At 33.5% G+C, this 11,602-nt stretch carries 12 protein-coding genes; 2 read left to right on the top strand and 10 right to left on the bottom strand.

Annotated elements, in window-relative coordinates; translation table 11 throughout:
- Positions 1-39: 39 nt before the first annotated feature.
- The 9 genes from ABY285_RS04035 to rplU all read right to left on the bottom strand — a co-directional run bounded on the left by ABY285_RS04035 (position 40) and on the right by rplU (position 6,880).
- A complete protein-coding gene (locus ABY285_RS04035; RefSeq protein ID WP_372767270.1) occupies positions 40-1,242 on the bottom strand; it encodes a molybdopterin molybdotransferase MoeA in 1,203 nt (400 codons plus the stop codon).
- Between the two features lie 127 nt (positions 1,243-1,369).
- Positions 1,370-2,356 (bottom strand): GTP 3',8-cyclase MoaA, encoded by a 987-nt coding sequence (gene moaA, locus ABY285_RS04030; RefSeq protein WP_372767268.1) that lies wholly within the window; start codon positions 2,354-2,356, stop codon positions 1,370-1,372.
- Entirely contained in the window at positions 2,356-2,988 is a 633-nt protein-coding gene (locus tag ABY285_RS04025) for a Crp/Fnr family transcriptional regulator (protein ID WP_372767266.1), read from the bottom strand. Before ABY285_RS04025 ends, moaA begins: the two co-directional genes overlap by 1 nt.
- A gap of 17 nt (positions 2,989-3,005) precedes the next feature.
- Positions 3,006-3,419, bottom strand: coding sequence for a DUF6691 family protein (locus ABY285_RS04020; RefSeq protein ID WP_372767264.1), 414 nt, complete (start codon positions 3,417-3,419; stop codon positions 3,006-3,008).
- A gap of 92 nt (positions 3,420-3,511) precedes the next feature.
- Positions 3,512-4,069 (bottom strand): YeeE/YedE family protein, encoded by a 558-nt coding sequence (locus ABY285_RS04015; protein WP_372767262.1) that lies wholly within the window; start codon positions 4,067-4,069, stop codon positions 3,512-3,514.
- Positions 4,070-4,142: 73 nt separating this feature from the next.
- Complete coding sequence (locus tag ABY285_RS04010) at positions 4,143-4,778, bottom strand: Crp/Fnr family transcriptional regulator (RefSeq protein WP_372767260.1); 636 nt, start codon at positions 4,776-4,778, stop codon at positions 4,143-4,145.
- On the bottom strand, positions 4,775-6,007 hold the full coding sequence (locus tag ABY285_RS04005; protein WP_372767258.1) for a 3-deoxy-D-manno-octulosonic acid transferase: 1,233 nt from the start codon (positions 6,005-6,007) through the stop codon (positions 4,775-4,777). The genes ABY285_RS04010 and ABY285_RS04005 overlap by 4 nt, the downstream gene beginning before the upstream one ends.
- Positions 6,008-6,091: 84 nt before the next feature.
- Positions 6,092-6,352 (bottom strand): 50S ribosomal protein L27, encoded by a 261-nt coding sequence (gene rpmA / locus ABY285_RS04000; protein WP_372767256.1) that lies wholly within the window; start codon positions 6,350-6,352, stop codon positions 6,092-6,094.
- 27 nt (positions 6,353-6,379) lie between these two features.
- Complete coding sequence (rplU, locus tag ABY285_RS03995; protein ID WP_372767254.1) at positions 6,380-6,880, bottom strand: 50S ribosomal protein L21; 501 nt, start codon at positions 6,878-6,880, stop codon at positions 6,380-6,382.
- A 345-nt stretch (positions 6,881-7,225) separates the two neighbouring features.
- Between rplU and ABY285_RS03990 the strand changes: the two genes are divergently transcribed.
- Positions 7,226-8,545, top strand: a complete 1,320-nt coding sequence (locus tag ABY285_RS03990; RefSeq protein WP_372767252.1) for a M16 family metallopeptidase — start codon at positions 7,226-7,228, stop codon at positions 8,543-8,545.
- Between the two features lie 8 nt (positions 8,546-8,553).
- Positions 8,554-10,620, top strand: coding sequence for a M16 family metallopeptidase (locus ABY285_RS03985; protein WP_372767250.1), 2,067 nt, complete (start codon positions 8,554-8,556; stop codon positions 10,618-10,620).
- Positions 10,621-10,669: 49 nt separating this feature from the next.
- Here the strand turns inward: ABY285_RS03985 and ABY285_RS03980 are convergent, their stop codons facing one another.
- Positions 10,670-11,542, bottom strand: coding sequence for a DMT family transporter (locus ABY285_RS03980; RefSeq protein WP_372767249.1), 873 nt, complete (start codon positions 11,540-11,542; stop codon positions 10,670-10,672).
- Between the last annotated feature and the right edge of the window lie 60 nt (positions 11,543-11,602).

Here is an 11,602-nt window from a genome sequence, read left to right as displayed (position 1 = left end):
ATATCTAACCACTTAAAACTAAAGATTAAAAACTCAACACTAAAAATTCCGATACGGCAGCATCGGAAAAACTTCTCCTTTGGTAAAATTACTGCGATTATCCGGCAATTCCAAAAAAGCATCGGCATCTACTAAGTTGGCCAAATCGCCCGATCCTTTTCCTGAAATGGGCGTTGCAAACAGTTCCCCTTCAATTTGATTTAATTTCACTTGTAAAAAATAAGTCAATTCAGGTTTAAAATAAAAATCTTCGCTTAAAATTGCGCGTTGTTTATTTTCAAAATTCAATCCTACGGATTTATAATACCACGGATAAAAATATTTTAAGCAATTTACAAAAGTTGACACCGGATTTCCAGGGAATGCAAATATCGTTTTTTTGTTTTTTTTGCCAAACCAAAATGGTTTTCCCGGACGTTGTTTTACTTGATGAAAAAGTTTTTTTACACCCAATTCATTTAATACTTCCGGAATAAAATCGAATTTTCCTTTAGAAACAGCACCACTGAAAATTAGTACGTCATAGTTTATGAGCAACGATTCAATTTCGCTTAAAAGAATCTCCTTGTCATCTAAAATATGCAATGTTTCTGCTTTAATATGCAGTTTTTCCAATAAGGAGACCATGGTAAAAACATTGCTTCTTCTAATTTGGTAATCCGCTGGGTTTTCAGCAACTTCAACCAATTCATTACCCGTTGAAACAATCATCACTTTTGGTTGTTTGGCAACTTTCGCTACGGTTTTTCCAACAGTGGCAAAAACGCCAATTTCGGCAGCAGAAATGAGTGTATTTTCTTTTACCAATAAATCGCCTTGCTTTTTATCGGTTCCTTTTAAATGAATATTTTGAAAGCTTTTTACAGCCTCTAAATTTATGGTTGCGATTCCATTTTCAATGGTCAATAATTCATATTGAATTACGACATTCGAATTTTTTGGAAGCACCGCACCTGTCATTGCTTCCATACAATTGGAAACATTCTGAAGCGTTAATTGGGGACCTCCCGCAGCCTGAATTCCTTCAATTTTAAATGAGCGTTGTCCTTTATTAAATGCTTCTTCAGCAATAGCAATTCCGTCCATACTTACCCTATCAAATGGCGGAAAATCGCGATCGGCATAAATATTTTCTTTTAAAATACGGCCAGAAGCGTTTAAAAAATCAACTTCTTCATTTCCGAAATTTTCAGAATTATTTACAACGACCTCTAATGCTTTGTTTACTGTGATTAAGTTCATAATTATTTTAAAAGAAGATTGTCTAATTAGTCTTGAAATTGCTATTCTGAAATTGCCAACAAGTTTGTTTCAGAATGACGACCCTTCAAACAATTTTAAGATTACACATTTTTAATTGTCAATTGATCTACCCTCCAATTGTGGACATACTTTCCGAAACAACGTTTCCTCGGGCAGCTTCAGCAATAAATCCGTTTTCGGGTTTGTGATGAACTGTAGTGATAAATAAATTTTTTAATTCATCATCACTTGCGCCATTTCTTATAAAATCTCTTACGTTAAAAACACCGCCATCAAACAAACAGTTTTTAAACAAGCCAGTGGATGTAATTCGAATCCGGTCACAATCGTTACAAATAGTTCGCGTAAATGCAGGAATAATTCCAAAAGTTCCTTTGTAATTTGGAATGCGATAGTTTATTGAGGTTGAAGATTTTTTCGATAAAAGATGTTCTATTTCCGCATACTGATTTTTTATGTGATTCAGTATTTTTTTGAAGTTCCAAACTTCCTGCATCAATCTTTGCCCTTTTCCATTAAAAGGCATCTCTTCAATAAAGCGAACTGCGATGTCCTTGTTTTTGGTGAGTTCAATAAAATCGATGATTTCATCAGTATTTAAACCTGACTGTACAACTACATTTAATTTTAAATTTAGTTTGCTTTTTTCGAGTTTTTCAAAAGTGTCATAAACACTGTCAAAAACATCTCTTCTGGTAATTTTTTGGAATTTTTCCTTCTGAAGACTGTCAATACTCAAATTAATGGAACTGATTTTATAATTTTCTAATTTATCAATATGGTTTGAAATTAAAGCGCCGTTGGTGGTAATGTTAATTTCTTCGAGTTTATCATTGAAAGAAAGTGATTCCAAAAAATTTACAAAGTCTTTTCGTACAAAAGGTTCGCCACCGGTAAGGCGGACTTTATTAACGCCCAATTCCGAAAGAACCCGAGTAATTCGGTACATTTCTTTATAGGAAAGCAGTTCTTTTCTGTCTACGATTTCAATTCCGTGAGCTGGCATACAGTATTGGCAACGCAAATTGCAACGATCAGTAACCGCTAATCGCAAATAGGTTATTTTTCTGCCAAATTTATCTCTTAACTCCATTAATTAATGGTTATTTTATTTCTTCCCAAATTTACTATATCTTGTTTTTTTAATTTCTCTAAAATTCTTGATATTGCTTCCCGGGAAACTTTTAAATCGCGCGCAATGTCAAAATGCTTTTTATTGATCGTATTGTCATTGGTTATTAAACTTGTATATTCCAGATATTTCAATAACCTAAACTCTAGATTTTCAAAAGCGATGTCATTAATTTTTTCAATTAAAAAGGCCGTTTGTTGTTGATTAAATTTAAAATAAAAGGTACGCCATGTGCTATATTTTAAAAGCCATGAGATTACAACTTTCGCCGGTATTGCTATGTACGTTACGTTACTTTCAGTTTTCAGCCGAATCTCACTTTTTTTACTTTCTATAGCGTAAGTTATGGCGATTGCGCTGGTTTGTTTTTCAGCTAAATAATGCAAAAAAATACCGTTTCCCTTTCCGTCTCGTCGCTTTACTTTTACAATTCCGGAAACAATTAAGGGAATAAACTCAATGTCTGTCCTAACATCTAAAATTATTTTATCGGGCTCAACAAATTTTAAAATGCCATTATTACAAATTTCAGTTCTTAAATTTTCCTCAAATACATCTGAAAAATTAGCTGCAACAATGTCGTGTATTTTCATAGTGTTTTCGTTGCTTCTTAATGTGGCAATTTGTCTTTATAAACTCCGTAAAAAAACGCACCCAAAGTAGCTCCAAAAATTACCACCAAAATGGAAATAACTCCTTTTCCTATGAGTACAAACATTGGTCCCGGACAAGCTCCTGCCAATGCCCAGCCCAACCCGAACAGAATTCCGCCCAAAAGATTGCGGTACAATCCCTCTTTTTTGGGCGTCACATGAATTTCTTCTCCTTCAAAAGTTTTAACCATCTTTTTCTTGAATAATAACATGCTTATCATCCCCAAAAGAACAGCAGAACCAATGATTCCATACATATGAAAGGATTGAAACTTAAACATTTCGTATATTCTGTACCACGAAATAACTTCGGCCTTACTCATGACGATTCCAAAAATAATACCCACTAAAAAAAACTTTATATATTTCATCTGATTATTTTTATTTTGTTGTTTGTTCAGATGGAACGCTCATTATCATTTCCCAATTTGCAACGATATTTAGTCTTAAGCGTTTCATAATGCTAAAATATTAAGGGTAGAATAATCCAGGTCATTACCAAACCTCCAATAAAAAAGCCTATTACAGCGATTAAAGAGGGTAGTTCTAAATTACTGAGGCCAACAATTGCATGGCCAGATGTGCAGCCGCCTGCCCAACGAGCACCAAAACCAACCAAAAAACCTGCAATTATTAAAATAAGAAAACCTTTTAAAGTAAGCATCGTTTCAATACTGAAGATTTCATCGGGCAAATATGTTTGGCCTGCATTCATAATTCCAATATCGGCCAAATCCTGAACAGTTTGCGGACTTATGGTAACGGCATCGGTTGTTGTCAAATAATTTGAGGAAATAAAACCGCCAGCAATAGCCCCGGCAATAAAAATTAAGTTCCATAAATTTTCTCTCCAGTCAATCTTAAAATAGTTAACAAACTTTCCTGCACCACCTATTGAACAAAATGTTTCCAGATTTGATGATACACCAAAGCGTTCCCCAAAATAATAAAGCAGAAACATAATAAGTGCAATTATCGGACCGGCAACATACCAAGCCCAAGGTTGTGTTATAAAATCCATAATTTAATTATTCAGTTAATATAATCAAAAATATCGTATAAATAATGCCAAAATGTGATTAACATCACATTAATTAAAATTCCAAGATTTCAATCTTATTTCTGTGCAACTTTATTTTCCCTTCGTTTTCAAGTTGCTTTAACAATCTTGATATAACAACTCGAGAAGTATGTAAATCATAAGCAATGTCTTGATGGGTGGTATTTAATGATGTTTCCCTCATAATTTGAGCTTTGTCTGTAAGATACTTAAACAATCTCTCATTCATTTTCATAAAGGCTAAACTGTCAATAGTCTCCATCATTTCATTTAAACGAATGTTGTAACTTTCAATGACAAAATTTCTCCAGGACTTATATTTCACCAGCCACTCATCTAATTTATCTTTTGGTAAAAATATGATTTCGGATTCCTTTTCGGCAATAGCTCTAATGCCGCATTTGCCGTTTGTGAGTGCACTCGCGAACGAACTGGCACAAGTGTCACCGCGTTCTAAGAAATACAATAATATTTCTTCTCCTTTTTTGTCTTCTCTCACAATTTTAATGGCGCCTTCCAAAAGTAAAGGAATGCCTTTCATTTTATCACCTAAATCAACCAAAACTTCATTTTCGCGTAATTTTTTATAAACGCCAACCTGAACAATCTCATCGATTAATTCCTTTTCAAAAACAAACGAAAAATATTTTTCTAGTTTTTCTTTCATCATTCTAAATAATTTAAAATTTTTGCCGTCGCTCCAGTTTTATCGACAACATATTTTTGGGCGCTTTCACCTGCTTTCAGTCTATTTTTTTCAAACTGAAAAAATTGATCCAATTGCAAAGATAATTCTTTAGAATCATCTATCACAAAGCAAGCCTTATTTTTCACTAAATCCCTGGCTTCATTAAACTTATGATAATTTGGCCCAATAAGTATTGGGATTCCAAAAGTTGCAGGTTCCAAAACATTGTGAACACCAGTTTTTGTAAATCCTCCACCAACATAAGCCAGATCGGCATAACTGTATATTTTTGTAAGAATCCCTACGGTATCAATGATAAAAACCTGGTAATCGGAAAGATTTTTAATGTCCTTTTCTGAAAACAGAACAACCTTTTTTGAAATGCTGTTTTTTAAATCGGCAATGTCTTTTGCATTAATATTGTGAGGCGCCATAATAAATTTTTCATTTTCTGAAGCACAATTATTAATATAGTCCACCAACATAGTTTCGTCCTCTTTCCAGGTGCTTCCGGCAACGACCGTATATTTTTCATTTATAAATTCTTCAATAAAAGGAAGTCTGTTGTTTTGTTGGGTAATTTCAAAAACACGGTCGAAACGTGTATCTCCGCTCACGGTAACATTGTTAAAATTAATATTACAAAGCAGTTGTTTTGAATTTTCATCCTGTACAAAAAAATGAGAAAAAGTAGTTAGGGATTTTCGCATCCAACCACCATAACCTTTAAAAAATAGCTGATTTTTCCTGAATATTCCAGAAATCAGCAAAGTTTCAATATTGCTAATTTTAAGTTCTTTCAACAGGTTTGGCCAAAATTCATATTTCACAAAAATCGCCAAACTCGGATGAACAATCTCAAGGAATCTTTTTGCATTTTGTGCTGAGTCTAATGGCAAATAACAAACCACATCGGCATTTTCATAATTTTTACGCACTTCATAACCCGAAGGCGAGAAAAAAGTCAGCACTACTTTTTTAGTTGGGAATTTTAGTTTTATCTTTTCAATAATTGGCCTTCCTTGCTCAAATTCACCCAAAGAGGCGCAATGCATCCATATAACCTCATCAGTTTTCCCAATTTCCTGTTGTAATTTAAAAAAAGTATGTTTTCTTCCATCAATAAAAAGTTTTATTTTTTTATTGAAAAGGGCCGCTATTTTTAACATAAATCCGGCAACTATAATAAGTATGTTGTATAAAAAGTACATAAACGCACAAATGTACTAAATAGCTCATAAAAAAACTCCCAAACTTAAAAAGTTTGGGAGTTTAAAATTTATTAAATCTATATGTTATGCTTCGATAGGATCGATAGAAACAAATGATTTATTGTCTTTCTTTTTTGAGAATTTTACCAAACCGTCCACTCTAGCGTGCAAGGTGTGATCTTTTCCCATATATACGTTATCACCAGGATGGTGTTGAGTTCCTCTTTGACGAACAATAATGTTACCTGCAATTGCAGCTTGTCCACCAAATATTTTTACTCCTAGTCGTTTCGATTCCGATTCCCTACCGTTCTTCGAACTACCTACTCCTTTTTTATGTGCCATGACCTTATGGTTTTAAAATTGTGATTCTTATTTATTTAATGCTTCAATTAATTCAGCTTTCTTTAGAGAAGTGTATCCTTCAATACCTTTTTCCTTTGCCAAAGCTTTCAATTCAGCAACAGTCATTGATTCTATATTCACAGCAACAGTTTCTTTTGGTGCTGCAACTTTAGCTTTAGGGGCTTCTTTTTTAGCAACCTCTTTTTTCTTAGTGCCACTGGCTGAAATACCTTCTATTTGAATTTCAGTTAAAGCCTGGCGATGGCCATTCTTTTTTCTGAATCCTTTTCTACGTTTCTTTTTGAAAACGATTACTTTATCACCTTGAAGGTGACCTAAAATTTTGGCCGTTACTTCGGCTCCTTCTATAGCTGGGGCGCCAATTGTTACTGTACCGTTGTCGCCTACAAGAAGAACTTTATCAAAAGAAACACTTGTTCCTTCTTCTTCGTGTAAACGGTGTACGTAAACTTTTTGGTCTTTTGCTACTTTAAACTGCTGCCCTGCTATCTCTACAATTGCGTACATAAGCTTTGTTTTTATTCGCTTTATTAATTATACTAATTTACCTTTTCTACTAAGGCGGGTGCAAATATATGTCTTTTTTCTTATTTCTGCAAAACAAATTTACAGCAAATAAATTGTTCATTTTAAGCCTCTTAAATTGGAATTATTAAGATTGCGTTAATTTCAGAACTAAAAACCACTTTTTCGAAAAAATTTGATAAATTTGATACTAAATTGCTATGAAAATAAATACTTTTACGTGATTCCCGTGTCATGTTTTCATTTTTTTCATTCCAAAGATTGTAACACCTAAACAATAAACGCGTCCTATACGCAACTTTAATTAAATTAAACCAAGTAATAACTATGAGAAAAATTATCTATTTAAGCTCTTTAGCGCTTTTTTTAAGCGTTACCATGTTTGCCCAAAAAGTAGCATTTGAAGAGTACGATTTAAGTAACGGCATGCACGTTATTTTACACAAAGACAACTCGGCTCCTATCATTAGCACCTCAGTAATGTACCACGTTGGCGCAAAAGACGAAGTGCAGGGACGTACTGGATTCGCTCACTTTTTTGAGCATTTATTGTTTGAAGGAACCGAAAACATCCCTAAAGGCGAGTTTTTTAAAATTGTATCTGCCAATGGCGGAAACAACAATGCAAATACCACGCAAGACCGGACTTTCTATTACGAAACATTCCCTTCCAATAATTTGGAACTCGGTTTGTGGTTGGAGTCTGAACGAATGCTGCACCCGGTGATTAACCAAGTTGGCGTTGATACACAAAACGAAGTGATAAAAGAAGAAAAACGTGCCAGAATTGACAATGCGCCTTATGGAAAAATTATGTATCGCACAGGAATTAATAAGTATGTCTTTAAAAATCACCCTTACAAAAATTCTGTTATTGGAAGTATGGAAGATTTAGATGCTGCCAAATTACAAGAGTTTTTAGATTTTCATAAAAAATTCTATGCACCTAACAACGCAGTTCTAGTGGTTGCCGGCGATTTTGAAACTGAAAACACTAAAAAAATGATTCAGGATTATTTTGGTGATATTCCTTCAGGAACAAAAGTTGAAAGGGTAAATATTAAAGAAACTCCAATCACAGAATCAATTAAAGTAACCGAATATGATTCTAATATTCAAATTCCTATTAAATTATTTATTTATAGAACACCGTCTAATAAAAATAAGGACTCCTATACTTTAGATATGGTTTCTTCCATTTTAACAAGCGGAAAAAGTGCCAGAATGTATAAAAGACTGGTTGAAGAAAAAAAGGCGCTTCAGGTTTTGGCATTTAACGATTCACAGGAAGATTATGGAGTCTATATTATGGGCGCATTGCCAATGGGCGAAACAACCTTGGATGAATTGGGTGCTGAAATGGATGACGAAATTACCAAACTTCAAACCGAATTAATCTCAGAAAAAGAGTTTCAGAAATTACAAAATCAGTTTGAAAACAATTTTGTGAATTCAAACTCCGGAGTTCAAAATATTGCCAATACTTTAGCTGCAAATTATACGCTTAAAGGAAATACAAATTTAATTAACGATGAAATTACTATTTATCGCTCCATCACTAGAGAAGATATTAAACGTGTTGCAAATGATTATTTAAACAAAAACAGCCGCGTTGAAATGGATTATCTTAAAAAGGAAATTGAATAATACTAAAGATGAAAAATAATATGAGAACCAAAATAACCACATTAATTGCATTATTTCTTATTTCTTTAGGAGTAAACGCACAAATAGACAGAACGCAACAACCAAAAGCAGGACCTGCACCTAAAATAAATTTAGGAAAACCCAAGACTTTTGAGCTTAAAAATGGCTTAAAAGTAATGGTTGTTGAAAATCATAAATTACCAAAAGTTTCCGCTACTTTAATTTTAGACAACGGCCCTATCTTTGAGGGAGAAAAAGTAGGAATATCTAGTATTGCCGGAGGGATGATGGGAAATGGAACCAAAACAATTTCAAAAGACGCATTTGTGGAAGAAATTGATTTTTTAGGCGCTTCTCTTTCTGTTGGAAGCCAAAGCGCAAACTTCAATACCTTGTCTAAATTTTTTCCCAGAATTTTGGAATTAACTGCTGATGCTGTCCAAAACCCACTACTTACACAAGAAGAATTTGAAAAAGAGCAAGCTAAACTTATTGAAGGTATTAAAAGTGGTGAAAATAGTGTTGAAGCCATTGCTGCGAAAGCACAAAACGCTTTGGTTTATGGGAAAAACCATCCATATGGAGAATTTGAAACTGAAGCCTATGCCAAAAATGTAACATTGGCTGATGTTCAAAGTTTTTATGCCGCTTATTTCAAACCAAACAATGCCTATTTGGTTATTGTGGGTGATGTAAATTTTAAAGACGTGCAAAAGCAGGTAACTAAACATTTCAACAATTGGAAAAAAGGAACAATTCCAGCTTATGAAATTCCTAAGGTAACTAATGTCGCAAAAACTGAAATTAATTTTATTGATATGCCAAATGCTGTACAATCGAATATTTCGGTAATAAATACAGTAGATTTAAAAATGAGCAATCCCGATTATTTTGCTGCTTTATTGGCAAATAAAATTTTTGGTGGTGGTGGTGAAGGTCGTTTATTCCTAAATTTACGTGAAGATAAAGGATATACTTACGGCGCTTATTCCAGAATTGGAAACGACGAAAGAACTTCAGCTACCTTTAAATCGGCTGCGTCCGTAAGAAATATAGTTACAGACAGTGCTGTAGTTGAATTTATGAAAGAAATCAAAACTTTTAGAGACACTAAAGTTACTGATGAAGAATTAAAAAATGCAAAAGCCGCCTATATTGGAAACTTTGTCATGGCACTTGAAAATCCTTCAACAGTAGCCAGTTACGCATTAAATATTGTCACTAAAAAATTACCTCAGGATTTTTACGAAACTTATTTGCAAAAAATAAATGCAGTAACGGTTGAAGATGTTCAACGCGTGGCACAAAAATATTTTAGTGAGGACAATGCCAGAATTGTAATTGTTGGAAAAGCTTTGGATGTTTTACCAAATCTTGAAAAATTGCCTTATGCAATCACCTATTTTGATAAAGAGTCAAATGTTGCTTCAAAACCGGAAATGTCAAAACCATTGCCAAATGGTGTCACCAAACTAACTGTTTTAGACAATTTCTTTAATGCAATTGGCGGTGAGGCTAAAGTTAAAGCTTTAAAAAGCACTTTGGTTTCTTATGAAGCTTCTGCAATGGGAAACACCATTGTAAGCACAGAAAAAAGAACTTCAGCAAAATATGCAAATGAAATGAGCATGGGAGGAAATGTGGTAATGAAAGTAATTATGACCGATGCCGGCGTTTTTATGAATAAACAACCATTACCAGCACCAATGGCAAGTGAAATGACTTATACTTTAGGTACGTTTTTAGAAATGGGATTGTTAAACAATGAAAATTCTAAACTAACCGGTATTGAAATTATTGACGGCAAAGATGCTTATGTTATTTCAACCAAAGGCGAAATTGTTTCATCATCGGTATATTTTGATGTTGAAAGCGGATTAAAAGTTAAAGAATTGCAAGTAATTACTATGCAAGGCCAAACTCAAAATGAGGAAGCAACTTTCAGCAATTACCAAGAATTTAACGGAATAAAATTTCCCGGCACAAAAACAGGGAATTTAGGTCCACAAACTGTAGAATTTAAATTAATAAGCGCCAAAGTTAATGAAGGTGTTTCAGAGGCTGATTTTCTATAAATAAATTATGAATTATTTTTAAAAACGGCTTGAGCAATTGAGCCGTTTTTTATTTGGCCTTATTCGCCAAATAAACGCCAATAATCACAATACAACCAGCCAGAAATTGCAAAAACGAAATTCTTTCGCCATCCAATAAGCCCCAAAAAATGGCAATAACAGGAATTAAGTAAGTAACCGACGAAGAAAATATAGGCGTAGAAATTTGCACCAATCTATTATACATAATTTTAGATACTGCAGTACCAAAAATTGCCAAAATAGCCATATAAATTAATGCGGTAGTGGTTTTACTGTTAATTTCAAAAGTTCCAAAAAAGTCTGTGTACCACATTACCATAAAAGTTGGGATAATTAATAGCACAAAATTTCCAACAGCAATGCTCAATGCATTTAAATCGTGCAAATACTTTTTTATGATATTCACATTAAAAGCGTACCCTATAGAAGCCAATAACACAAATAACGAATAAAAATAATTTTGATTCGGATTTAAACTGGCACCTTCCAAGATTAACATTAAAGTACCTATTAAACCAATCAACACGCCTAAAGCCTGTCTTTTGCTAAAACCAATCCCAAAAACCAATGCGCCAAAAATTAGCGTATTTAACGGTGTCAGTGAGTTTAAAATGGAAGCAACAGAACTGTCAATGTTCTCAACGGCAAATGCAAATAAAAATACCGGAAAAAAAGTACCAAGAAACCCATTTAAGAGCAAATAATACCAATGTCTTCGCTTTATCTTAAACAAGCTCTTAAAGCCTATTAAAAGCAAAAAGACTGTTGTTATAAGTATCCTAAATACCCCTACTTGAATTGGCGTCAATCCAATTAGTGCTTTTTTCATTAAAATAAATGAACTTCCCCAAACCAATGAAAGCACAATTAAATAAATCCATCGTAAATTCTTGTTTTCCATTTAAAAATTAAAATGCAAAAATCGGATAAATATTCGGATTTAAATCTAATAGTTTATAAC

The sequence above is a fragment of the Lutibacter sp. genome, assembly GCF_041555395.1.
In the GTDB taxonomy this organism is placed as follows: domain Bacteria; phylum Bacteroidota; class Bacteroidia; order Flavobacteriales; family Flavobacteriaceae; genus Lutibacter.
The sequence above is the reverse complement of the archived record's forward strand: the minus strand, read 5'-3'. Positions and strand labels throughout refer to the sequence as shown.

Coding starts and splice junctions, on each gene's coding strand:
- ABY285_RS04035 (WP_372767270.1), bottom strand. CDS start 1,242: ATGAACTTAATCACAGTAAACAAAGCATTAGAGGTCGTTGTAAATAAT.
- moaA (WP_372767268.1), bottom strand. CDS start 2,356: ATGGAGTTAAGAGATAAATTTGGCAGAAAAATAACCTATTTGCGATTA.
- ABY285_RS04025 (WP_372767266.1), bottom strand. CDS start 2,988: ATGAAAATACACGACATTGTTGCAGCTAATTTTTCAGATGTATTTGAG.
- ABY285_RS04020 (WP_372767264.1), bottom strand. CDS start 3,419: ATGAAATATATAAAGTTTTTTTTAGTGGGTATTATTTTTGGAATCGTC.
- ABY285_RS04015 (WP_372767262.1), bottom strand. CDS start 4,069: ATGGATTTTATAACACAACCTTGGGCTTGGTATGTTGCCGGTCCGATA.
- ABY285_RS04010 (WP_372767260.1), bottom strand. CDS start 4,778: ATGATGAAAGAAAAACTAGAAAAATATTTTTCGTTTGTTTTTGAAAAG.
- ABY285_RS04005 (WP_372767258.1), bottom strand. CDS start 6,007: ATGTACTTTTTATACAACATACTTATTATAGTTGCCGGATTTATGTTA.
- rpmA (WP_372767256.1), bottom strand. CDS start 6,352: ATGGCACATAAAAAAGGAGTAGGTAGTTCGAAGAACGGTAGGGAATCG.
- rplU (WP_372767254.1), bottom strand. CDS start 6,880: ATGTACGCAATTGTAGAGATAGCAGGGCAGCAGTTTAAAGTAGCAAAA.
- ABY285_RS03990 (WP_372767252.1), top strand. CDS start 7,226: ATGAGAAAAATTATCTATTTAAGCTCTTTAGCGCTTTTTTTAAGCGTT.
- ABY285_RS03985 (WP_372767250.1), top strand. CDS start 8,554: ATGAAAAATAATATGAGAACCAAAATAACCACATTAATTGCATTATTT.
- ABY285_RS03980 (WP_372767249.1), bottom strand. CDS start 11,542: ATGGAAAACAAGAATTTACGATGGATTTATTTAATTGTGCTTTCATTG.